General features: G+C 44.8%; 16 protein-coding genes. 7 read left to right on the top strand and 9 right to left on the bottom strand.

Annotation, left to right across the window (positions count from 1 at the left end):
• Positions 1–4 precede the first annotated feature (4 nt).
• Positions 5–1,228, top strand: a complete 1,224-nt coding sequence (locus FN961_RS10010) for a glycosyltransferase family 4 protein (RefSeq protein ID WP_144040043.1) — start codon at positions 5–7, stop codon at positions 1,226–1,228.
• Positions 1,229–1,298: 70 nt separating this feature from the next.
• Here FN961_RS10010 and FN961_RS10015 read toward each other — a convergent pair whose 3' ends face one another.
• Complete coding sequence (locus FN961_RS10015; protein ID WP_144040044.1) at positions 1,299–2,363, bottom strand: murein transglycosylase domain-containing protein; 1,065 nt, start codon at positions 2,361–2,363, stop codon at positions 1,299–1,301.
• Positions 2,364–2,795: 432 nt separating this feature from the next.
• Between FN961_RS10015 and FN961_RS10020 the strand changes: the two genes are divergently transcribed.
• From FN961_RS10020 to panP, 3 genes are all read left to right on the top strand, one after another.
• Positions 2,796–4,154 (top strand): GntP family permease, encoded by a 1,359-nt coding sequence (locus tag FN961_RS10020; RefSeq protein ID WP_144040045.1) that lies wholly within the window; start codon positions 2,796–2,798, stop codon positions 4,152–4,154.
• 105 nt (positions 4,155–4,259) lie between these two features.
• Positions 4,260–5,420 carry a glycerate kinase gene (locus tag FN961_RS10025; protein WP_144040046.1) on the top strand — a complete coding sequence of 387 codons (1,161 nt, stop codon included), beginning with the start codon at positions 4,260–4,262 and terminating at the stop codon, positions 5,418–5,420.
• Between the two features lie 227 nt (positions 5,421–5,647).
• Positions 5,648–7,294, top strand: a complete 1,647-nt coding sequence (gene panP, locus FN961_RS10030; RefSeq protein ID WP_144040047.1) for a pyridoxal-dependent aspartate 1-decarboxylase PanP — start codon at positions 5,648–5,650, stop codon at positions 7,292–7,294.
• Positions 7,295–7,372: 78 nt separating this feature from the next.
• Here the strand turns inward: panP and FN961_RS10035 are convergent, their stop codons facing one another.
• Together FN961_RS10035 and FN961_RS10040 are read right to left on the bottom strand one after the other, a co-directional pair.
• Positions 7,373–7,975: a GNAT family N-acetyltransferase gene (locus FN961_RS10035; protein WP_144040048.1), complete on the bottom strand. Its 603-nt coding sequence runs from the start codon at positions 7,973–7,975 to the stop codon at positions 7,373–7,375.
• Between the two features lie 43 nt (positions 7,976–8,018).
• Positions 8,019–8,420, bottom strand: coding sequence for a thiol-disulfide oxidoreductase DCC family protein (locus FN961_RS10040; protein WP_144040049.1), 402 nt, complete (start codon positions 8,418–8,420; stop codon positions 8,019–8,021).
• Positions 8,421–8,634: 214 nt separating this feature from the next.
• Between FN961_RS10040 and FN961_RS10045 the strand changes: the two genes are divergently transcribed.
• From FN961_RS10045 to FN961_RS10055, 3 genes are read left to right on the top strand one after another with little or no spacing between them, the layout of a single operon-like run.
• Positions 8,635–9,483: an AraC family transcriptional regulator gene (locus tag FN961_RS10045; RefSeq protein ID WP_373293387.1), complete on the top strand. Its 849-nt coding sequence runs from the start codon at positions 8,635–8,637 to the stop codon at positions 9,481–9,483.
• Between the two features lie 48 nt (positions 9,484–9,531).
• Positions 9,532–10,248 (top strand): AzlC family ABC transporter permease, encoded by a 717-nt coding sequence (locus FN961_RS10050; RefSeq protein WP_144040051.1) that lies wholly within the window; start codon positions 9,532–9,534, stop codon positions 10,246–10,248.
• The gene (locus tag FN961_RS10055) at positions 10,245–10,547 is read left to right on the top strand and encodes an AzlD domain-containing protein (RefSeq protein ID WP_144040052.1); all 303 of its coding nucleotides are present in this window, start codon (positions 10,245–10,247) and stop codon (positions 10,545–10,547) included. Before FN961_RS10050 ends, FN961_RS10055 begins: the two co-directional genes overlap by 4 nt.
• Before the next feature lie 36 nt (positions 10,548–10,583).
• On the opposite strand, the gene FN961_RS10060 is transcribed toward FN961_RS10055, so the two are convergent.
• The 6 genes from FN961_RS10060 to FN961_RS10085 form a co-directional block, all read right to left on the bottom strand.
• On the bottom strand, positions 10,584–11,270 hold the full coding sequence (locus FN961_RS10060) for a helix-turn-helix transcriptional regulator (RefSeq protein WP_144040053.1): 687 nt from the start codon (positions 11,268–11,270) through the stop codon (positions 10,584–10,586).
• Between the two features lie 93 nt (positions 11,271–11,363).
• Positions 11,364–11,834: a GyrI-like domain-containing protein gene (locus tag FN961_RS10065; protein ID WP_144040054.1), complete on the bottom strand. Its 471-nt coding sequence runs from the start codon at positions 11,832–11,834 to the stop codon at positions 11,364–11,366.
• Positions 11,835–11,966: 132 nt separating this feature from the next.
• A complete protein-coding gene (locus FN961_RS10070) occupies positions 11,967–12,350 on the bottom strand; it encodes a VOC family protein (protein ID WP_144040055.1) in 384 nt (127 codons plus the stop codon).
• Positions 12,351–12,509: 159 nt separating this feature from the next.
• Positions 12,510–13,286: a DUF2927 domain-containing protein gene (locus tag FN961_RS10075; RefSeq protein WP_144040056.1), complete on the bottom strand. Its 777-nt coding sequence runs from the start codon at positions 13,284–13,286 to the stop codon at positions 12,510–12,512.
• Positions 13,287–13,396: 110 nt separating this feature from the next.
• Positions 13,397–21,976 carry a BspA family leucine-rich repeat surface protein gene (locus FN961_RS10080; RefSeq protein WP_144040057.1) on the bottom strand — a complete coding sequence of 2,860 codons (8,580 nt, stop codon included), beginning with the start codon at positions 21,974–21,976 and terminating at the stop codon, positions 13,397–13,399.
• 180 nt (positions 21,977–22,156) lie between these two features.
• Positions 22,157–23,911: a phospho-sugar mutase gene (locus tag FN961_RS10085; RefSeq protein WP_144040058.1), complete on the bottom strand. Its 1,755-nt coding sequence runs from the start codon at positions 23,909–23,911 to the stop codon at positions 22,157–22,159.
• Between the last annotated feature and the right edge of the window lie 153 nt (positions 23,912–24,064).

Raw genomic sequence — 24,064 nt, forward strand, 5'->3', positions numbered from 1 at the left:
AGTAATGATAAAAGTATTAGTGATCGGGTATGTGTGGCCAGAGCCCAATTCATCAGCAGCAGGTACGCACATGATGTCACTTCTTAGACTCTACAAGCAGCAAGGTTGGCAGGTAGAGTTTGCCACTCCAGCAGCACCATCGGATCACATGATAGATCTGACCAGCGAAGGCATCACCAGTAAGCAAATTACCCTTAACTGTGACAGTTTCGACTCGTATCTCTTAGAGTTTCAGCCTGACATCGTGATGTTCGATCGCTTTATGATGGAGGAACAGTTTGGCTGGCGCGTTGAAAAAAACTGCCCGGATGCACTAAAGGTTCTCGATACCGAAGATTTGCAGTTTTTACGTAATGCCCGCCACCAAGCCCATAAAAGTGAGCGTGCGGTAACTCAAACGGATCTTTACAGCGATCTGGCCAAGCGCGAAATAGCCGCCATTCTGCGCTGTGATATCTCACTCATCATCTCCACTTTCGAGATGGAGCTATTAACAACTCGCTTCAACATAGATCCAAGTCTGTTGCATCACCTCCCTTTCATGGTGAACTTGAATCAATGCCCTACTGAAACTAAAGATTATTCGCAACGTCAGCACTTTATGACCATAGGCAATTTCCGACATGCGCCAAACTGGGACACGGTATTGTACTTGCAAAAAATTTGGCCTCTGATTAGAAAACAACTCCCCCAAGCTGAACTGCATATTTATGGATCCTATCCGCCACCTAAAGCCACCGCCCTCAATAACACGAAGACTGGTTTTTTAATCAAAGGTTGGGCTGAAGATGCTTATCAGGTCATGGAGCAGTCTCGAATCTGTTTGGCCCCGATTCGATTTGGCGCAGGTATTAAAGGCAAGCTGCTCGATGCCATGATCATGCAAACCCCCAGCGTGACCACATCAGTAGGCAGTGAAGGCATGCATCAAGATGAGGTCTGGCCAGGGTACGTTACTGATAATATTGATAATTTTGTTCAAGCAGCTGTGGATCTTTACACTCAAGAGTCACTCTGGTTTGAGGCTCAACAGCACGCATCTACGTTATTGAATGCGCGTTATGATGGTGAGGTGTTAGGTCAACAATGGTTAGATAAACTCAATCATACCTTAGTAAATATGGCAGAGCACAGACTGAATAACTTTACCGGTGCCATGCTTAAGCATCATTCAATGGCAAGTACTAAGTACATGTCGCAATGGATAGCCGCTAAAAATGCCAAATAGTTAACCGATATGTGGTTACGTTTAAACTTAGCCACATCATCTCAATAGTTGAAGAGCAACTAGTGACCCTTTATAAATGGGTATATTTTTTCTGTTTATTGCTGACCTTAGTTAAATAATGTCGCGTTTCCCCTCTGATGTGCCGATTGGTGAGAAACCAGTAAAACTCACTGACGGTCATCTTGTTGATACGCGCAATCGCTTTGGTGCGGTTAGCCTTAGGATCTAAACTCTTCCACAAATTGCCGCTGCCACCGTTATAGCTGGAGATCATGGCATACTCCAGCTTTTTAGGATGGGTAATTCCCGCTAAGTAACGCGTAGATAATATCTGTAGATAACCCGTCCCAAGATCGATGTTTTTCTGCGGGTCATAAAGGTATGCTGAAGTCGGCGTGTGCTTATAACCCTTAATGAGAGAGAAATAGTCTCTTCCTGCGGTGTTGGCTTTTACCTGCATCAAGCCCAATGCATTGGAGCGAGATCTTGCCATAGGATTAAAGGAACTCTCTGTTTCCATAATGGCCATAATCAGCTCAGGAGCAATGCCATAAAGCCTGCCTGCTGCTTGAGCATATTGAATATATTTCCCGCCCGTGATCTTGGTGTGATCGGCGACCATTTTAATGGCGATACGTACCCGAGTATCTTGGGTGACATTTTTAGCGATAAGGTGATCGGCAAAACGCTCCGCACGCCAACGATATTCGATAGGCTTACCTTCATGATCAAGAATTTGCCCCCAGAAAAAAGGCCGTTTCCCCTTATTAATTAAACCAAAGTCCTGCGCCGTCTTAGCATCAACCAAGTTTGGGTCTACTTGCGTCAACAACACCTGCACGATGGCCTGTTTGAGCTGATGTTTATTCGCGGTCTCGATTAGGACTAATCCACGCTCAAAATCAACAAAGGTACTGGATTCATTTTCATCAATAATGGTCAGCACTGAAGGTCTATCAAGGGCTGAATGACCAGCACTCCCCTGATATTCTCGAAGCAGAGCCGCCACATCCCCATCGCCTTGATATTCAAGTAGCAAAGCTGCAACATCAACATCATAAGAAGTCAGGTCGACAGCGTGACTAGTAAAAGGAGAGATCAATATTAAAGAGCAGAGTAGAAAAATTAGTTTCATCTTTTTATAACAGGTATTTATCACTTAATCTGCTGGAATGATACGCTAGAGTAATTAAGAGAAACAAGCTTGTTTTAGAAGGAGTTGCTTTAAATTCATCTCACTTTTATTGATAAAGGGCGTATCGTTTTCGGCATTTTAGTGAAGTTAGTATGAGTGTTTGAGTCTTTAACTGGGTTACGGCATTAATATCCCCACGCTTGTATCAAACAACTCCCTAAGTCTCTCGTGTAATGAAAGAGCGTCACAATCAATATTTTTGTGCACTTGCACAAATTATCGCTCGATAAAATCAATAGATTCGTCACTCGTCACGATGCTTGATGAAACTTGGGACAGGATAATAGTCACAGCCTGAAATACCTTAGTGACACGACTAACAAACCGGGTTAACCCAAAAAATAACCAATAATACCCAAACAGGGACCCCCTATGAGCCAAGTACTTATCTTGTTGGCAGTGATATTTTTCATTGTTATTGCCACCTCTAAATTTAAACTCCACCCGTTTCTAACCTTAATTATCGCTTCATTTATTACTGCATTTTCCTATGGTTTACCGAGCGCTGATATCGCCGGTATCATCACCTCAGGATTTGGCGGGATTCTAGGCTACATCGGCTTAGTTATCGTTTTGGGTACCATAATCGGTACCATACTTGAGAAAAGTGGCGCAGCCATCACCATGGCAGATGTGGTCATTAAGGTGCTTGGCAAGCGTTTCCCAACCCTAACCATGTCGATTATCGGTTACTTGGTTTCTATCCCGGTCTTTTGTGACTCAGGTTTCGTGATCTTAAACTCATTGAAACAATCGATGGCAAATCGCATGAAGGTCTCTAGTGTTTCCATGAGTGTGGCACTAGCAACTGGTTTGTACGCCACCCATACCTTCGTGCCACCAACACCGGGTCCCATTGCCGCTGCGGGAAACTTAGGTCTAGGCTCTAACTTAGGTTTAGTTATATTTGTTGGTATATTTGTTGCCGCGGTTGCAGCGCTTGCTGGCACGCTTTGGGCAAACCGCTTTGCTAACGTTGAACCAGACGGTGAAGGGGCTGAAGAGCTTAAAAACAACGTAGATGATTTTGAACAACTCAAAGAAACCTACGGTGTTTTACCGAGTGCCTCGCGCGCCTTTGCTCCCATTTTTGTGCCTATTTTACTCATCTGTTTTGGCTCTATCGCTAACTTTCCCTCAGCGCCGTTGGGTAATGGCTTTTTATTCGATCTACTGATCTTTCTAGGCCAGCCCGTCAACGCGCTAATGATTGGTCTATTTCTCTCAATTTCATTATTGAAAAGCGATAATAAAATCAAAGAGTTTAGCGAACGTATTAGCCAAGGTTTAGTGGTCGCAGCACCTATCTTGTTGATCACGGGCGCTGGTGGTGCATTTGGTGCAGTCCTTAAAGCGACGGAAATTGGTACCTTTATTGGCACCTCACTGTCAGCGCTTGGGATCGGCATATTCATGCCATTTATCGTTGCTGCAGCACTGAAATCAGCTCAAGGCTCATCGACGGTTGCTCTTGTTGCTACATCTGCTCTCGTTGCGCCTATGCTAGGTGATATTGGTCTTGCCAGTGACATGGGACGCGTGCTCACCGTCATGGCCATCGGTGCTGGCGCGATGACCGTCTCTCATGCGAACGACAGTTTCTTCTGGGTCGTGACTCAATTTAGCCGCATGAGTGTTAAGCAAGCTTATAAAGCGCAAACCATGGCAACGTTAGTACAAGGGATCACCGCCATGACCTTGGTCTTTATCTTAAGTTTAGTGCTACTTTAAGCGCTAGTATTTCAGTGGATTAGTCTCAATGAATCAGGTGTCTGAACAAAACTATATATGTTCAGACACTGTGATAGAGAACGACACTCTCCGATAGGAACACCAATGAAAATAGTTATCGCCCCAGATTCATTTAAAGAGAGCTTAAGCGCGATGGAAGTCGCCAATGAGATTGAATCTGGCTTCAAAACGATATTGCCAGATGCTGAGTTCATTAAAGTCCCCGTGGCCGATGGCGGAGAAGGCACGGTTCAATCTATGGTTGATGCCACTCAAGGAATAATCATCGAGCTTGAGGTCACCGGCCCTTTAGGCCAGCGCGTCGCTGCCCATTACGGCATATTGGGTAATGGACTCAATGGCGATAACAAGATCAAAACAGCCATCATAGAGATGGCTGCAGCTTCAGGCCTTCACCACGTGCCTGCAAATAAACGAGATCCGCTTATCACCACCAGCTATGGCACTGGAGAGTTAATTTGTGATGCCCTCAACCGTGGTATTAAGCGTATTTTAATCGGCCTAGGTGGCAGTGCAACCAATGACGGTGGCGCAGGAATGGCCCAAGCATTGGGCATTCATCTGCTCGATAACGAGGGCAAAGCGCTATCGGTTGGCGGCAGTTCGCTCGCTAAACTTGTAGGTATTGAACTGCACGATGTTCATCCATTAATTGCCGCGTGTGAATTTGAAGTCGCGTGCGATGTCGATAACCCCCTATGCGGTGACAAAGGGGCATCGGCCATATTTGGCCCTCAAAAAGGCGCAACAGCTGAAATGGTATCAATGCTCGATACTGCCCTATCCCATTATGCCGATATCATTGAGCAAGCTGGTATTCAGGATAGACGCCATCAGGCAGGCGCAGGCGCCGCTGGCGGCATGGGACTTGGCGTGATGGCTTTTCTAAACGCCAAACTCAGACCCGGCATCGATATTGTGATGGAAACCGTCAAACTCAGTGAGAAGTTAGTTGGTGCAGATTTAGTGATCACAGGCGAAGGCAGATTAGACAGCCAAACCCTACATGGCAAAACCCCAATGGGAGTCACTCGTTTGGCTAAAGCTCAACAGATCCCGGTGATCGCTATTGCTGGCTGCGTCAGTGACGACGCCAATGTGCTGCTTGACCACGGTATTGACGCGATGTTTTCTATCACCCCCAGATCCCTTCCTCTTGAAGAGGTACTGGCCAACGCGAAGCATAACTTATTTACCACCTCCCAGAACATCGCCGCGCTCTATGCCATGAACCACAAGAAGTAATTCTTGCCATATATAGACGAAAACCACTTACTTTCTCCTCTGCATTAGCAAAAATCAATAATGCAGAGGTATAAAAGCCTGTCGATTTAACTTTTTCTTCTTGATGGGTTATCTTTTTCTTCTTGATGCCTTATAAAGCATAAAGTAAAGTGACAATCCATTTTGGACATAGTGCTTTCGATGGACAATATCATCGATTAAGCAACAAGGTAACAACGGATATTTCGATGACACCGAGACAAGCGACAGCTTCAGAAGAGGCGCTACTGCGGATTTTTACCGTACCGGAAGCCCCAGATTCAACCTTAAGCGTCATTGAGAAGAACATTTCGCAAAACCTTATGGGTTTTCTGCAAGAGAGCGTGGTTGCGGTTGAGAAACCCTTATCTGAAATTGAGCTGGATTTTCAACAACACCGGATCCCATCTGCGCCCCAGTTTGTCTCCGATTACGCCGATGACATGATGAAGACTTTAGTGGCGCATTCGGTGCACACCTCAGCACCGAGTTTTATCGGTCACATGACGTCTGCGCTACCTTACTTTGTATTACCTCTATCTAAGATGATGGTTGGCCTCAATCAAAATCTGGTCAAAATTGAAACTTCAAAAGCCTTCACTCCATTAGAGCGTCAAGTCCTCGGTATGATGCACCACCTTGTTTATGCTGAAGATGACAGTTTTTACCAGGACTGGATGCATAGCGCAAACGTCTCACTCGGCGCTTTTTGCTCAGGTGGCACCGTCGCAAACATCACCGCATTATGGACTGCTCGCAATCAGCTATTAAAAGCCGATGGAGAGTTTAAAGGGGTAGCTACTCAAGGCTTAATAAAAGGGCTACGCCATTACGGTTATGACGATCTCGCGATACTCGTCTCCGAACGTGGCCATTACTCGCTGGCTAAGACCGCGGATCTCTTGGGCATAGGCCGTGACAATATCATTCAGATCCCCACCTCTAATGATAATAAAGTCGATGTTGCCCAAATGCGGATGGCAGCTGAAGCGCTTGCCCGTGACAACATCAAGGTGTTTGCCATTGTTGGTGTTGCTGGCACCACTGAGACAGGAAATATCGACCCATTAGATGAATTGGCAGATTTAGCCACAGAGCTTAATTGCCATTTCCATGTTGATGCAGCTTGGGGCGGCGCCTCTTTGCTATCAAACAAATATCGACATCTGCTCAAAGGAATAGAGAGAGCGGACTCCGTCACCATCGATGCCCACAAACAGATGTACGTGCCTATGGGCGCAGGCATGGTGATCTTTAAAGATCCCACTTTTGCCAATGCCATTAAGCACCACGCTGAATATATTCTGCGTAAAGGCTCTAAAGACTTAGGCAGTCAAACGTTAGAAGGTTCTCGCCCTGGCATGGCCATGTTAGTTCATGCCTGTCTACAGGTCATCGGCCGTGATGGTTATGAAATATTGATCAACAGCAGCTTAGAAAAAGCCCGCTATTTTGCTCAATTGATCAAGGATCAGGACAATTTTGAACTCGTTTCAGAACCTGAACTGTGTCTGCTGACCTATCGTTATGTTCCCAAACAGGTTCAAATCGCAATGGAGCAAGCTCGCGCCTCCAATGACCTTCAACGTCTGACAGAATTTAACCATCTGTTAGACGGTTTGACTAAATTTGTCCAAAAACGTCAACGTGAGCGAGGCACTTCGTTTGTCTCCCGTACTAGAATCAATCCAGAAGCTGGCATACTCGATATAAAGTCGGTGGTATTTCGCGTAGTACTTGCCAATCCGTTGACGACTCGTGAGATATTAGCGCAGGTATTATGTGAGCAAACCAAGATAGCGGATCAAGAGACTGAGTTTTTACCGAAACTGCTGAATTTAGCCAGTAGGACTTGAGTTGTTGTTAGTCAGATTCGAGAAGTGAAATGAAGCGGAGAAAAGAGTGATATTCTCCGCATAGAAAAGGTTAATCAACTAGTTATATTTACTTCTGTTCAGATCTGGCTTATCGAGTTCTAACTGCATAAACAGTGTGTTACTCGTGCCTTCTGACTGGTGAAAAGTAAAACCGTTTTTCTCCATTACCATGATAGAAGCTGTATTGTCGATATCGACGCCGCCAACAAATGACTTGATATCTCCCGATGCTTTTGCCCATTCGACTAATCCGGCAATAAGCTCACTGGCAAAACCTTTTCCCCAGTAATTTTCGGCTAACAGATAGCCTAAATGCAACTCACTTTTGGCGCTAATGTCCTCTGATCTTAATGATAAGTCCTCTAGTTCTTGAATTAATTCATGCAGGAAAACAAAACCAATAACCTGATCACCTGAGCTTTCCTGTACCACCAAAAAACGGCTCTCCTTAGCTCTGTCATTCATCCAATTTAGGGCATCTTCAATATGCTTAATATCTTGCCAACCCACAGGAAGTGACGCTGTGACTTTAGGTGTTAGGGTATCTAATACCGTTTGGGCCAGTTTGATCTCTGACTCACTATTACTGACCAAGTTCCACCAACTCGATACTGTTAATCTAGACGTTGTGAAGCGACATAACTCTTCAAATTCATTCATATTCGGCCTCTTTATTCTACTGATAAAGTATTACTAAATGGCATTAATCGATAAAACGACTCAGTACAGCATCCGTTGGCAAGATACAGGTATCTCGACGACCAAACAGTGCATAACGGTTTCGCCCCAGCAATCGGTAGAAGAAATCTCTTATCCTCCTTGGTATGAATCTTAATATTGCTAATGCAGGCCAGAAACCTGAGAGAGATTTGGTGATCTCTAGGGCCGCATCAGTTCTCATATAACATTGATCATCTTTGATAAGAAAAAAAGTCTCTGAATACTCCCCTTCAACATCGTAATGGGCAATCAAAGACTTTGCTGTATCACTTTGCATTGGTGTAAACACAAAATGATGATGAGGGTCTCGCTCAATAATGAAATTGACCGAACCATGACATAAGTTACATACACCATCGAAGATGATGATATCTTTATCTTTCATCTCTCTCCTGTTAAGAAAATGGCGATAAGTCATACCTTTAATATAGCCCTAATTCTTTGCAGGAAGCCAGTCGTGAGACCTGCAAAACTTTCTTCTTGCGTCATATTTCTCAATTCAGGCACGATTCATTAGGAATTTGCACAATTTTGTACAAAAACATTGCCACTTTATACGCTATGATGATTCGATGAAGAGCATTGAGACACGCCCCCAAATTAAACGAGAAGTTGCCGAATTCACCCATGCAAAAGAATTGGGGGGAATAGAATTGCTCAACGCGAGCTATCACAAACAGAACTTCTCTCGGCACAGTCACGAAGGTTATACCGTCGGGGTGATTGAATCTGGAGCTCAGCGCTTCTATCGTACTGGTGGCAACCATATCGCCCCCGAAAACAGTATCATTTTAGTCAATGCCGATGAAGTACACAGTGGCAGTTCGGCCGCAGAAGGCGGCTGGTCTTATCGCGCAATGTACCCTCTTCCTGAACAATTTACCTTGCTCAATGAGGAGCTAGACTTACCGGCAAACGGTGCCCCCTACTTCCCAGAACCAGTGGTTCACGACAGGGTCATGGCTGATACGCTGCGCATGATGTTTCACACACTGGACACCTCTGAAAATCGGCTATTACGCGAAAGCGTCGTTTACTCCACCATGATAAAACTCATGTCACGCCATAGCCGCAGTAAAATTGATATCCCTCGGCATGCTGCCGCCCAAACTCAACTTGAGCTGGTAAAACAGTTTCTGGATGATCATCCAAGCGTTGATATTTCATTGGAAGAGTTAGCCAAATTGGCTGGTCTCAGTCCTTTTTATTTAATTAAGCAGTTTCAGATAAAATGTGGCCTACCGCCTCACGCTTATCAAATTCAATCTCGAGTTCGATTAGCAAAACAGAAAATAAAGCAAGGCTATAAGCTTCTCGATGTCGCGCAAGAATGTGGTTTTCATGATCAAAGCCATCTTAATCGACACTTTAAACGCACCATGGGCGTCACACCCGGACAATATGCCAAGGAATTCAATAGCAAATTTGTACAAGCTAACGAAACTTAAATGCGCTAATTTATCACTCACGCCTTAACAATTGTGGTCGCCAGACGAATGGAAGCTCAATCAGAACAAACAGTCACCAGCAGTAAACTTGATGCCTTTTTCAAAGGATCTTTAATGATACTGCCCCTCACTATCGCGGTGATCCCTTGGGGGATTCTCGCAGGCTCCTTTGCCCTTGATGCTGGATTATCCCCACTTGAAAGCCAAGCGATGTCAGCGATAGTGTTTGCAGGTGCTGCCCAGCTCGTGGCCGTTGGTATGATTAAATCGGGAATAGGCTTAACCAGCATTTTGATCACCACCTTGCTTATTACCTCAAGGCACTTTCTCTATGGAATGGCCATGCGCGAACAGATAAGCCCTATGCCACTCAAATGGCGACTCACCTTAGGCTTTTTACTCACTGATGAGCTTTTTGCCATTGCCAATCAAGGTAAACAACATAAGCTGGATCCTTGGTTCGCATTCGGCGGCGGGTTTAGTTTTTATGTGGGTTGGAATATCGCGACAGCTGCAGGAATTATAGCAGGCCAGAGTTTACCTAATTTAGACAGTTGGGGCTTGGATTTTGCTATCGCAGCCACTTTTATTGCCATCGTCATTCCATCAGTCAAAAAGCCATCTATCCTGCTCTGCGTATTGGTCTCATTAGTGAGTAGTTTAATGTGCGTACTTCTGGATATTCAGGGCGGGTTATTAATCGCAGCACTGCTTGGAATGGCTAGCGGCACTCTATATGCAAAACTCACGGGAGAAAAAACATGATTTGGTTAACCATCATCTCTATGGCGGCATTAGTCTTCGCGAGCCGATATCTTTTTCTTGAGCCTAAGCTTCCTGTGCGATTAAGTAAGAATACCTTAACCTTTCTCAGCTATTCGGCGCCGGCCGTTCTGACTGCCATTTTCGCCCCAATTGTCTTTATACAAGAGGGAAAACTCGATTTAAGCTTGGATAATAGTTATTTAATATGTGCCATTGTCGCCACAATACTCGCTTACACCACGCGTAATGTCTTACTGACCACCTTGGTGAGCATGGGCTTGTTTTTTATCATTCACTAACGAATGCTCCATGTCGAACTAGCTTAGGCAAAACGATTAACAATCACCATACTGAGCTTCCATCAGTGCAATGTAATCTGGCATCTCTTCACCTGGCGTCACTACAAAGTGTCGCCCTAAACCACTCAAACCAATAATCCTATCGACTCGGAAATTACGAAAATCATTTCTTAGCTCACACCACGCCAATAAGGTCCACGTGCCTTTCCAGAAGTAGATAGCAAGAGGACGCACCTCTCTTTGACTGCTGTCATCTTTTACATCTCGATAATCCATCAATAGGTACTCTCTCAATCGTGATGCTTTTCTTAACTGATCGAGAAACTGAAATTCATCGCTATCGATATAAAAATCAGGGGCGAACATCAAGGATTGATACTCTCTCAGTCGAGCGGGCAATACCGCTTCCACTTTTATCATCGCCTGTTTCGCTGCGCTTGATAGCTCTTTGCCTCCCCATGCTTGCACCATACGCATGCCCACCTGAATGGCCTCTAGTTCAGCTTCGTTAAACATCAAGGGTGGCACATTCACCTCTTGACGCAGTAGATACCCTACACCGGCTTCACCCTCAATCGGAATACCATTTAAACAGAGGTCTTGCACATCGCGGTAAACAGTACGCGTCGAGACTTCTAACCTTTCAGCCAGCTCTTTGGCCGTGGTTAAACGGCGGTGACGCAATATCTGAACCAGTTGAAATAATCTATCGGCGCGGCGCATCTAAATCCTTATACCAGCTGACAAAAAAGAGAACCTAATTCAATCTAACATCAAACTTGGTTCTCATTATCAAATTTAAAAATAGTCGGAGACTTAAAGCTTTATACCAATATAGATCTCAATGGAATCGCCACCAGAATAGACTTCATAATCAGTGAGGTAGCAGCGTTGATATTGACACTCGGGTGAAGTGAAATAGCGCCACACCTCAGCCCAAAGAGCAATGACGCTTTGGGGCATCTCACCGCGACCACTAAATTTAAGATAGTCTCCGGCGATCAAATTCACATCACTTAAACCAGCTTGAGGTGCCTGACTTCCGGCTAATACAGAAAACTCACCATCCATGTCTGACTGATAATCATAATAAACGCCATACATGAACTCACCGTCAGTTAACTTATGTGCTCGTTCGGCAAAAAACTGTTGCCAAAGTGGACCAATTTTCTGGGTTTTTATATCCTGCTCTGCAAGATTATTTGTTCTTGTTGTTAACCCAACAAGTTCAATAGCAGCTTGTTTTACCAATGTAGGAGATGTTGAATCCACCTGTATTTCACTCATACCTTTCTCCATTCCATGAGGATTTAGTCTTTTACTTCCAATGCATCGATTAAGTTGGCGAAACAAAGAGCCAACATGCCATCATGCCAACTCATCTCTTCTTACCTCTGCAAAGATAGCAAACAGCTTACCTTACTTATCTTTAGACCAAAGACCGACGGTATTACCTTCACTGTCTTGGAACAAAGCGATAAACCCGCACTCTCCATCTTTGATAGGCATAATAGGAAGCAGAATTTTCACACCAGCTTGAGCAATCTTGTCTACCAATCCAGAAAGCTGTTCACTCAAGTTCAGATAGAGCACACTGCCATTAGCTGAAGGTTGCATCATCTCATGTTTTACTAAACCAATACTTGCCGCTTCCTTGTCCTCAGTTTCTAGAATAGCCATCTCCATGTCGTTCATCACTTCACGAGTGAAACTGACACCAAAATGTTTGCCATAAAACTCTACAGCCCTGTCCATATTCTCAACAGGGATTTCACCCCAGACTAACGGTGCATTATGTAGCATATTGAACTCCTTGAAAGACCGAGTTAACACCCAATACAGATGTCTATTTCTCGAGACAAATCAAGAATAGAACAGGCCTACTGACAGCTTGGTGTCAGTAGGCCTAAAAAATAGGTTGTTTTATACTAAAATAGAACGACTCTACGGCCATTTTACAGACTAATAACCAAGCAAGGGATACAGCTTTCCACGCCGTATTTCCTTGTCAGCATTCGTTATAGTGCCATTTTTTTTCCAGCTATCAAGTAATGGCGTCAATACTCGTTTAACCTTGTCTTCGCTCATTCCTGGAGTCACCTCTGAGTAATAAAGCATCTTTAATAAGAGTCCGTCGAGTCCTGACAATAAGTTCTGTGGGATTTTATCGTTGAAAATAGAGGGGAACACTTTATCTGAATCGTTGGGTAACCCCATGATTTGGGTCAACTCTTCAACCACACAGGCCACCAGCTTGCCGTGCATCTGTGCTTGATCGACGGGGATCACTACCCAAGCCTTCATGATTTCTCCCACTGAATTGACCTTAACGCTGGCGATGCACACTGCAGAATGTAAGTTTTTAACCGCTCCTGCTCCCAGTAGATCTGCAACTTCCTGAGTCCATCGGCTTTGTCTGGTGAAGACGAGGTGCACATTCGATTGATTCAAACTAGTGGCAAGCTGCAACTCATGGCCTGTGATCGCCGCAAGATGCTCAATGTGCATGGTTGCAAGCCGTGTGTGCTTTTGCTCATCACCCACACGGTGATCGAGCCAAATACGCAAAGGCTGCTGCCATTTTCGTATTTGGTGCTTGCCGGAATCATATTCATTTCTCATGGCCACTTCGATAAACGCCTCTTGCAGATATTCGGGCGTTTTCCTATCAAGGGCTAAGGTATTAACAGATGAGAATAAGCAACAAAGAGCTAAGGCTGTTAGGAGTCTATTTTTCAAAGTGAGATCCATAAAGGTTAATAAGATTAAAAGTGAACAAAAATCACAATAAGCAATCTAGGCTTCTCTATCCTATGTTACTTCAGCCAACTTTATTCGACATTTTCTAGTTAATAGTGAGAGCGTTCATTTACTGATGTAATAAAAAGATATCGCTGGGTGAAAATGAGTAATAGCAAAAACAAAGATAAACTCATCACTCCACCAGAGTTATTCTCAACGCTAACCTTCTCGCCTTCTTTTACCGTTACCGTCACTTTTGCTGTTGCCATCGCACCTGATGGGTCGATAACAAAGTACGAGATATGGATTTCACCAACAAATGCTTTATCCGGTGTCACGATAAGACGATCCCCCCTCACTTCGACTTGTCCTGAATCTGTACTCGCTTTATGGAGCGACAAAGGATCACCATCGGGATCACTGTCGTTACTCAATACATCAATACTGCTTTGAGAGTTCGCTAACATGGTCAATGTATCATTCACTGCCACTGGCAGTGAATTTCCGATTATCACATCAAGGGATGCCACTGCTTTATCAACACCACCCATGTCATCAGAGATCACATAGGTAATGACATCGGTGCCAAAGAAATCAACCGATGCAGGGTGATACCAGATAACGCCATCCACAATATCGGCAAAACCAAGATCTGCCGACGCCTCGATCACCACAAGCTGATCACCGTCACTATCGCTGTCATTATCTAACACATCCAACTCTATTTGCTCAGCATTGATAAGCTGATAGAAATCATCCTTGGCAACCGGATCATGATTGTCACTCACTATGGGACCGGATAGACTGGCCAAACCACTAGGGTCAACAACCATGCCATTCGCGATACCATCTACATCGTTAGGGCCACCATCTTTAATGATTAACTTTAAACACCAATCTCCAGCAGTTAACCCTTCGACCCAACGAGCATCATTAGGCTCTGGACATCGACCTTGATCCGAGTGCGTACTAAAAAGCTGATCTTCCGCTGTGATCACAAAATCAAACCACTCATGCAATTGCGTTGAGAACTTTAAATAAACGGCTTCTTCGGGGATCGGTTTACGCTGCGGAAACACAATTTGATAAGTGCTTGCCTCCGGCTTACCAAAAACCACAAAGTCGAACACGCCTCCCGCGATTGTTTGGCTTGTTTCCATTAACGTTATCAACTCATCCTCTAAGATCTGAATTCCGCCCGAACGACTTTTTAAAGCAAGTTCGCCCCTCATAATGCACGTTTGAGGCTCTGCTTCCACCATGAATAAAAAGCCATCGCTTTCTTGTTCATTGATAACGGAACAATCGATGGTCTGACTAGGCTGCAGTGCTTCTGATGTAATTAACAGATTGACGCTGGCTGCTGTACTCAGACCAGCCGCAGTGCGGAGATCCAGATTGACCACTAGATTTCCTGTTGAAACCAGCTCAGGGTCAAAGATAAATTGAGATGTTTCATTTGAAAGATTAACCACCTCTTTACTGGCATCCCACGTATAGGAAAAATCGTCTTCACTCCCAGTATCAAGGTACATATATATGGTGACGAGGCCTTCGGTATCCAGTATCGAGTATCTTTCCATGCCAGCTTGAAAGGGTTTAAGCCTGATATCTGGGGCAAATGGCTTCTCTGTGATAATCAATGAATGGGTAAACTTCCCTCCTATATTGACCGTATCTGAAAGTTGAATATCTAAGGTTTCATCTCCCTCAATAACATCATCACTAAGAGTACTAAAGTTAATTCTACCTAGCCGTCCCTTAGCGAATGTAATGCTATCTGAGGTCAGGTCATGATCATTCTCATCTGCACTGCCGCTTAACGTATAATCAATGACAACGGGATAGATAGGAGAATCACCATTGAGATAAACACCGATACTAACTGCTCCTCCCTCCTCCACCTGAGTATCGCTACCGATAGAGATTAATGGATGAACCCAAACACTCTGACTTGCGCTGGTTGTGCGTCCCCTTGAATCTTCAGCTGTCCATACAACTTGATGCGCCCCAGGTTGAAAATAGCTGTCCGATGACTTACTCACACTAATGGTGTTATTAAGACTGTCAGTTGCTGTTGCAAACCCAAGCGCAACCTTGGTCAGTAAACCTGTGGCATCAACCACGACATCATCAGGTAACACTAAAGTAGGTGGCAATCCAAGTTCTGGATCATAGGTGATTGAAACAACTACCTCCGCTGTAGCCGTCAATCCACCACTATCAACAATGATGTAGCTGATAATATCATCCCCGACAAAATCAATGGGGGCCTCATACTCCAGCATATCGCCTACAATAGTCACGTCTCCCAAAACCGAACTTACACCTTCTATGGTTATAAGATCGCCTTCATCAGGATCTGAATCATTAGCGAGAACATTAATGGCCCTTTTTCCACCTTCTACAAGTGTAAATACATCATCTTCTGCAATAGGGGCATCATTGACATCAATAACCCTAAGTTCAAATGCAACACTTTTTGCCGCTCTTTCTTCAGAGTCTGTGATATGAAAAACGATATCGGAATAAGTATTAATATCCGTAGCCCCCGGCGTCCCTTTTATTTGGCCAGTCCCAGGATCAAGAACCAGCCACTCAGGTAAGTTATCACCCCTAAATTCAAAAGGCGCTTTACCACCAATTACGCTTTGCGTCACTAACAGATGCTCATCTTGTAAAAGAGTACTGGGCAGGTGTGTTTCTAAACTAAGCAGTAACCTATCAACCTCAAAAGAACTGACTAGCAATAGATTGGACATATTTCCCGCCACATCAGTCACTGTGATGCCACAATCACTGTAACTGCCGTCACTGAGTGCATTGAACGTGATGGTGCTCGTACCGCTTACAGCGTTTGAAGTTGATGAGCTGCAACTACCTGAATAGGCAATGCTGCCAGCTTCTGTGCTGCTGAAACTGTAACTTGGCGTGCTGTCAGCAGACGGAGTGATTACTGGAGTGGTTTCTGTTAACGTCGCCCCTGCACTGTCTATCTCAAAAGCACTGACGCTGAGCAGGTTGGAAAGGTTACCCGCAGCATCCGTCACTCTAATGCGACAATCACTGTAACTTCCGTCACTGAGTGCATTAAACGTAATCGTATTCGTACCGCTTACCGCTACTGAAGTTGATGAGCTGCAACTGCCTGAATAGGTAATACTGCCCACCTCGGAGCTACTGAAACTGTAACTTGGCGTACTGTCAGCAGTGGGCGTGGTTATTGGCGTGGTCTCAGTTAACGTCGCCCCAACGCTGTCTATCGCAAAAGCACTGATACTGAGCAAGTTAGATAAATTACCCGCAGCATCCGCCACTCTAATACGACAATCACTGTAACTGCCGTCACTGAGTGTATTAAACGTAATTGTGTTCGCACCGCTTACCGCTACTGAAGTTGATGAGCTGCAACTGCCTGAATAGGCAACGCTGCCAGCTTCTGTGCTGCTGAAACTGTAACTTGGCGTACTGTCAGCCGATGGAGTTGAAACCGACGTAGTTTCTGTTAACGTCGCCCCTGCACTGTCTATCTCAAAAGCACTGACAATAAGTAGGTTAGATAAATTACCCGCAGCATCCGCCACTCTAATACGACAATCACTGTAACTTCCGTCATTGAGTGCATTAAACGTAATAGTGTTCACACCGCTTACCGCTACTGAAGTTGATGAGCTGCAACTACCTGAATAGGCAATGCTGCCAGCTTCTGTGCTGCTGAAACTGTAACTTGGCGTACTGTCAATTGTGGGTGTCACTATTGCATTACTTTGGGCTACAGCAGGAGCAGTATTGTCGATCAGTAAACCAGTTGTCGCAGCAGTTTCATTATTTCCCGCAAGATCTGTCACAGAAACAGTGTCATTACTTACCGATATATCTCCACCACCAACCCCAGTCGTTCCGCTACATGAAACAGTACTACTGGCTGTCGCATAAGTAGGTGAGCAGATCATATTGGCAATCGACACTCTTGCATCGGTTTCTACCCCATTACAAGTCGTCGAAATACTGGTGGAATTGTTTGCTGATGTAGGGGTACTACTACAACTTGGTATTGCAGGATTAGTAGTATCAACTTTCACTAGTAAACTGGGAGAGTAAGCCGATTCATCACCCGAATCAGTGTCGGTATAACTCATATTGTGTATGCCATCAGCCAATGTGCTGGCGGTAAGCACCTCTGTTCCAATAGTGGTACACACTTGTGAAGCAACACTGGTGCCGGAAGTGGGGTTATCTGAATACAAAGTGATGGTGTTGCCAATATTGCTACAAGGGTTATCAAAACTGGGCGTGTTATCTGAGGTCACGTTATCAGTACTGGTATTCCCAGAGTCAGAGCCTACTTGCAGATCTGGCGTAGTGGTTGGCGTCACAGGTATACAGTTTTGTCCGCCATCGGTAATAACCCAAGAGTCGGATGCTATCATGTTTGCTCTTGCTGTTTTTCCGCTACAATACTGAGAGTTACCGCCACTAAAAAGCACACCCGTTTTTAAGATTTGAGCATCGAAACTGTTTAAAATCGCATCATAATTTACTTTCGATAAGGTAACCCCTGAAAACATCAAACTCATATTGGTGACACTTGAGACATCCCAACTATTCAGGTTTTGATCAAAATCGGTAGCATTCTGAAACATGGATACCATCACGCTGACCATACCCGTATCCCAACCACTGATATCACGGTTAAAACTGGAAGCACCTTCAAAGAGAAAAGACATATTAGTAACGTCTGCCGTATCCCAGCTGCCGATAGCTTGATTAAAACTTGTGGCGCCCTGAAACATAGACAGCATATTGATGAGCGCTTCCGTGTTCCAAGTGATGTTCTGATTGAAAGCACTGGCATTGTTAAACATGCCCTGCATCGTAAACACTTTCGACGTATCCCAAGCACTGATGTCCTGATTAAATGCGCTAGCACCATTAAACATATCAAGCATATTGGTCACGTTTGAGGTATTCCAATGCCCTATCGATTGATTCATCGTACTGGCATCACGAAACATTCCCCTTAAACTGGTCACACTCGTCAAAACAGGTGCATCAATGGCAGGAACCATTAGGTTAATTGCGCCATAAAAAGCATCTTGCATGCTAGTCCAATTACCCGTTCCCCACTGGTCGACGGACAGTATTTTCTCTTTGTCATCAACATTATTAATATAGATACGAGGAAAATCCCCCCTGATACGTAGGGTGTAAGTACCAGTTGAGGCAAAATCATGGGTAACTGACCCCGTTAACCCAAATTCATCGAAGTTACCGTCGTTATCCCAATCAACATCGTAAAGGTAGCCAGTTCCTGTTGTAGGAATAGTAATTGACGTGCTGTTTGATGAACCACTATTGTCTGTTTTCCAGGTCGTCACGAAATGCATATCAGGGCAACTTTTGCCCCCATCTGTTATCGTCCAACTGTCACTGGCAACCATATCTCCTCTGTCTGACTCGCCATTACAGTACCTAGAATTACCACCATCAAAACTGGTCCCATTTTGTAGACTTTGCGCATTCCAGCTAGAAAGTAGAGCATCGTAATTTGCAGTCGTGAGTGTCACACCTGAAAACATATTATCCATACTGGTGACACCGGATATGTCCCAACCACTAACAACTGGATTAGCCGATGTCGCCCCACTAAACATATCCTCCATACTTGTCACTAAACTAGTATCCCAGCTGCTAGTATCAGGCTTTGCTGACGTAGCACCAGAAAACATCGAATTCATTTCAGTCACCGCAGATGTATTCCAACTACTGGTATCTGGATTTGCCGAGGTCGCGTTATAAAACATAAACTTCATCGACTCAACAGCAGAGGTCACCCACCCACTCGTATTTGGGTTTGCAACCGTTGCTCCACTAAACATGGATCGCATTGTCGTCACCGCAGATGTATTCCAACTGCTGGTATCTGGCGTCGCCGATGTTGCACCAAAGAACATCGCGTACATACTGGTCACAGATGATGTATTCCAACTGCTGACATCTGGATTTGCCGATGTAGCCCCATTAAAAATCGACCTCATATTCGTCACTAAAGAGGTATTCCAGCCGCTGGTGTCTGGGTTTGCAGAAGTCGCATTCAAAAACATCGAATGCATATTCGTCACTGCTGACGTATCCCAATTGCTAGTGTTGGGGGTTGCGAGTGTGGCCCCTGCAAACATTGACTCCATCGTGGTGACAGCAGACACATCCCAACTGCTAACATCTGGGTTAGCAGATATTGCACCACCAAATATGGCATTCATTTGCACTGTTTTAGAAACGTTCCAATTACTGACATTGGGAACCGCAGAGGTTGCATTATTGAACATCGCATTCATATACACGACGTTTGATACATCCCAACTACTCACATCAGGGGTTGCTGCATAAGCTGTTAAAAACAGGTTGTTCATATGGGTAACAGTGGAAACATCCCAACCACTGACATCAGGATTTACCAATACCGCATCCCAAAACATGCTGATCATACTTGTTACGTTAGAAAGGTCTGGTACATCTGTAGCGGGGACAGTTAAATTCGAAGCACCTGAGAAGGCAGCTTCCATGCTGGTCCAACTGCCAGTACCCCATTGATCGACAGACAATATTTTCAGTTTGTCACCTGTTCTGTTAAAGAAGATCCGCGGGAAGGTACCTACGATTCGAATAGTATAGGTACCTGATGACCCAAAATCGTGCGTAACATTGCCAGTATGTACAGTGGCCTCACTTGCATCGAGTAAATCGCCATCATTATTCCAGTCGACCTGATAGCTGTAACCACCACCTGTGGTTGGAATGGTAATAGAAGTGCTATTAGAAGTACCTACATTGTCGGTTTTCCAAGTGGTAACAAAATGTTGGAACAAGCAGCTTTTACCACCATCAGTGATGACCCAGCTGTCTGACGCGATCATATTGGTTCTTGCGGCTTCTCCTAGGCAATAAACAGAATTCCCGCCATGAAAATTAACTGCACTTTGCAAGGATTTTCCATTCCAAGCGGCTAGTAGGGCATCATAAGTTGCGAGAGGTAGAGTGACTCCTGAAAACATATTGGTCATATTGGTAACATTAGATACATCCCAAGCTGTGGTGTCAGGACTTGCGTTTGAAGCGCCTGAAAACATATACCACATTTGTATAACTGAAGAAGTATCCCAGTTACTCGTGTCTGGGTTTGCTGAGATAGCATCCCTGAACATTAAGCCCATATCGGTTACATTTGAAACATTCCAGCTACTGGTATTCGGATTCGCAGCCGATGCGCCATCAAACATTCCCAACATAGATAATACGGCTGAAGTATCCCAACTACTGGTATCAGGGGTGGCAACAGTAGCACCGCTAAACATATTTTTTGTACTCTTCACCAAAGCAGTGTTCCATGCACTCGTATCCGGGTTAGCTGATGACGCACCTTGAAACATCGATTCCATTGAGGTAACCGAACTGGTATTCCATGAGCTGGTATCTGGGATAGCTGAAATGGCACCAGCAAACAAATACCACATTTGATTAACTGAAGATGTGACCCAGTTACTCGTGTTTGGGTTTGCTGAAACAGCATCTCTGAACATCAAGCCCATATCGGTAACATTTGAAACATTCCAGCTACTGGTATTAGGATTGGCAGCCAATGCGCCATCAAACATTCCCAACATAGTTAATACGGCTGAAGTATCCCAGCTACTGGTGTCTGGGGTCGCAACAGTAGCACCACTAAACATACTTTTTGTACTCTTCACCAACGCTGTGTTCCATGCACTCGTATCCGGCTTGGCAGATGACGCACCTTGAAACATCGATTCCATTGAGGTAACCAAACCAGTATTCCATGAACTGGTATCTGGGGTCGCTGAAATGGCACCAGCAAACATATACCACATTTGATTAACTGAAGATGTATCCCAGCTACTCGTATCTGGATTCGCTGAGACAGCATCTCTGAATAAAGAACTCATATCGGAAACGTTTGAAACGTCCCAGTTACTGGTATTCGGGTTTGCAGCAACGGCTCCTCTAAACATAGCTGCCATACTTATAACGTTGCTAGTATTCCAGCTACTAGTATCTGGACTAGCACTTGTGGCGCCACTGAACATATTGGACATATTTGTAACTGAACTTGTATCCCATGCACTTGTGTTCGGATTGACTAAAGCAGCATTGAGGAACATACCGGAAACATCACTCAACCCAGAAAAACTTGGCACATCGACAGCCGTTACTGTCATATTTTCCGCACCAAAAAAAGCATTTAGCATGCTTGTCCAACTACCAGTTCCCCATTGAGAAATATCGATAATTTTAAGCTTGTCACCGCCATTGTTGAAGAATATTCGAGAAAAACCAGTCCTTACACCTGAATTATCTTCGATTCTGACAGTGTAAGTACCTGCACCTCCTAACGAAGTATAATCACACGTGTAATCAGCAGTTTGAGCAGTGGCTTCATCCGTACCATCGTTATTACAATCTATGTTGTAATTGTATCCGGAGCCAGTGGTAGGAAGGGTGAACTGAACATCGGAGGAGGAGCCAGTATTATCTGACTTTATCGTGATCACAACATCATCGAGCCCTGCGGATAAAACCGTTGAACTGAATAGAAATGAACTTAATACTAATCCTCTTAATGCAAAACGTAAGAGGATCGCGACTAAAGAGGAAAGCCAAACTGTCATACCATCAAGCCTGATTAAAAAATTTAGATGAGTCTTTTAGTCTAGCTCTATATTAGTATGTTGATTTTATTTTCCTCTTCGTTAACTGTCACTTTTAATTAACAAAAATGGTTGTGACAGGGCAGTCACAACCATTTAAGCAAAATATGCAGGTTTATCGACAGTTCTCTGTCACCAAGCCTATTTAGGCAATGAAGCTTGGTGAGCGTGAATAAACTCATCCATCTGCGTTTGAGCCCGCAGCTGAGCACTCGCTAAGGTGTCATCAACCCCCATGGTTTCTACGACTTCGTAATAGCACTTTATCTTAGGCTCAGTCCCAGAAGGTCGCACGATCACTCTTGCTCCGCCATCAAGCCTGTAGATAAGCACATCGCTGCTAGGTAAATCGATATTCTCAACACGCCCATCGGCAAGACGGCGCTCACTACAACTAATATCATCAACAGAAACAATAGCACGCCCCGCAATAGTGACGGGCGGATGCTCACGTAAATGAGCCCCTATATTGGGAGTACCTGGTTGAAGAGCAATACTCACCTGCGCATTAAGATGAAAGCCATGTTCTTTATAGATATCGCCTAATCGATCCCAAATCGTCTCGCTTTTGCTCGCAAGCTCAGCAGTGAGTTGGGCGAATGCCACCAGTGCTGATAACCCATCTTTGTCCCACACCATGTCGCCACATGTGTAACCAAGCGCTTCTTCGTAAGCGAAAAGGAAACGATTCTCTGGAGTTTGCTCAGTCAAAGCCACATTCATGAGCCACTTAAAGCCCGTTAACGTGGTGATGCAAGTGGCGCCCAGACTAGCGGCAACTTTGGATAATAAACTCGACGACACTATCGTCGTGCAAGTTAAGCGCTGGTCTTTCGGCGCATGACTTAACAGATAATGGCCGAATAACACCCCAACTTGATCGCCAGTCAACATCTGATATTCAGCATTAGATTGAGTAGCGCCATCATCAGATTTACGCACTGCCACAGCAAATCGGTCGGCATCGGGATCGTTCGCACACGCCAACATGGCATTGTGCTTTTTCGCCTCAGCGACCACTAAATCCATCGCCCCCTTTTCTTCGGGATTAGGAAAGTTAACTGTTGGAAAGTCGCCATCGGGTTCACGTTGTGCCATCACAGAATGAACTTGTGTGAAACCTGCATCCTTAAGTACAGTTTCGGCCATCTCAGCGCCAACACCATGCATCGCCGTATAAGCAAGACTCACTAATTCTGGACGTGTGTGATTTTGTAACACCTCGGCGCTTTTGATCCCTTGACGATAGGTTTGATAAAAATCATCTTCGAGCATAATTAAACTGCCTAACGCCTTGGCTTTATGCAGTTCCATTAACTTGATAGGTTGGCTGAGTGACTCATCTGCCGCCTTATTCACACAGGCAGCAATACCTGAGTCATGGGGCGGAATGATCTGTGCGCCATTGCCCCAATAGACTTTATAACCATTGTATTGTGGTGGGTTATGGCTCGCTGTCACCACAATCCCTGCCGCGGCGCCAAAATGCAGAACACCAAAAGCGACAAGGGGTGTCGCGGCAACTTGACTGGTCAAATAAACTTTAATGCCCATAGCGGTCAATACACCCGCTGCGTCATCGGCAAATTGTTTTGAATCATGGCGACCATCATAACCAATCACGACACCGCGAGCATCGAGATCGCTTACCTGAGCTTTTAAATAACTCCCGAGGCCAGATGTGGTTTGCTGCACCACAAACCGATTCATTCCCATAGGGCCTGCGCCCACAACGCCTCTTAATCCAGCGGTACCAAAAGCAAGCCTGCCAGCAAAACGCTTAGCGAGCTCAGACTCATCCTTATTATCGATTAGGCTCAAAAGTTCCTGCTTTGAACGGGGATCGGGATCAGCTTCAATCCAATTGTTCACTCTAAACTGTAATGATGTGTCCATGCGCTACTCCAATGCGGCCTAATACCAATCAGTATAAAGATGTGATCGCTCAGCGAGAATTTAGCGATTCTGAGGTAAGGCAACGAGTGTAGAGCATAGTTATTCTACGTTTAAGCTCGTTAACACAGCATCAGAACCGCTAAAGCTCGCCTG

The sequence above is a fragment of the Shewanella hanedai genome (assembly GCF_007197645.1).
In the GTDB taxonomy this organism is placed as follows: Bacteria; Pseudomonadota; Gammaproteobacteria; order Enterobacterales; family Shewanellaceae; genus Shewanella; species Shewanella hanedai.

Excerpts from the sequence above, each read along its gene's own strand:
- FN961_RS10010 (WP_144040043.1), top strand. The coding sequence starts at position 5 with ATGATAAAAGTATTAGTGATCGGGTATGTGTGGCCAGAGCCCAATTCA.
- FN961_RS10015 (WP_144040044.1), bottom strand. The coding sequence starts at position 2,363 with ATGAAACTAATTTTTCTACTCTGCTCTTTAATATTGATCTCTCCTTTT.
- FN961_RS10020 (WP_144040045.1), top strand. The coding sequence starts at position 2,796 with ATGAGCCAAGTACTTATCTTGTTGGCAGTGATATTTTTCATTGTTATT.
- FN961_RS10025 (WP_144040046.1), top strand. The coding sequence starts at position 4,260 with ATGAAAATAGTTATCGCCCCAGATTCATTTAAAGAGAGCTTAAGCGCG.
- panP (WP_144040047.1), top strand. The coding sequence starts at position 5,648 with ATGACACCGAGACAAGCGACAGCTTCAGAAGAGGCGCTACTGCGGATT.
- FN961_RS10035 (WP_144040048.1), bottom strand. The coding sequence starts at position 7,975 with ATGAATGAATTTGAAGAGTTATGTCGCTTCACAACGTCTAGATTAACA.
- FN961_RS10040 (WP_144040049.1), bottom strand. The coding sequence starts at position 8,420 with ATGAAAGATAAAGATATCATCATCTTCGATGGTGTATGTAACTTATGT.
- FN961_RS10050 (WP_144040051.1), top strand. The coding sequence starts at position 9,532 with ATGGAAGCTCAATCAGAACAAACAGTCACCAGCAGTAAACTTGATGCC.
- FN961_RS10055 (WP_144040052.1), top strand. The coding sequence starts at position 10,245 with ATGATTTGGTTAACCATCATCTCTATGGCGGCATTAGTCTTCGCGAGC.
- FN961_RS10060 (WP_144040053.1), bottom strand. The coding sequence starts at position 11,270 with ATGCGCCGCGCCGATAGATTATTTCAACTGGTTCAGATATTGCGTCAC.
- FN961_RS10065 (WP_144040054.1), bottom strand. The coding sequence starts at position 11,834 with ATGAGTGAAATACAGGTGGATTCAACATCTCCTACATTGGTAAAACAA.
- FN961_RS10070 (WP_144040055.1), bottom strand. The coding sequence starts at position 12,350 with ATGCTACATAATGCACCGTTAGTCTGGGGTGAAATCCCTGTTGAGAAT.
- FN961_RS10080 (WP_144040057.1), bottom strand. The coding sequence starts at position 21,976 with ATGACAGTTTGGCTTTCCTCTTTAGTCGCGATCCTCTTACGTTTTGCA.
- FN961_RS10085 (WP_144040058.1), bottom strand. The coding sequence starts at position 23,911 with ATGGACACATCATTACAGTTTAGAGTGAACAATTGGATTGAAGCTGAT.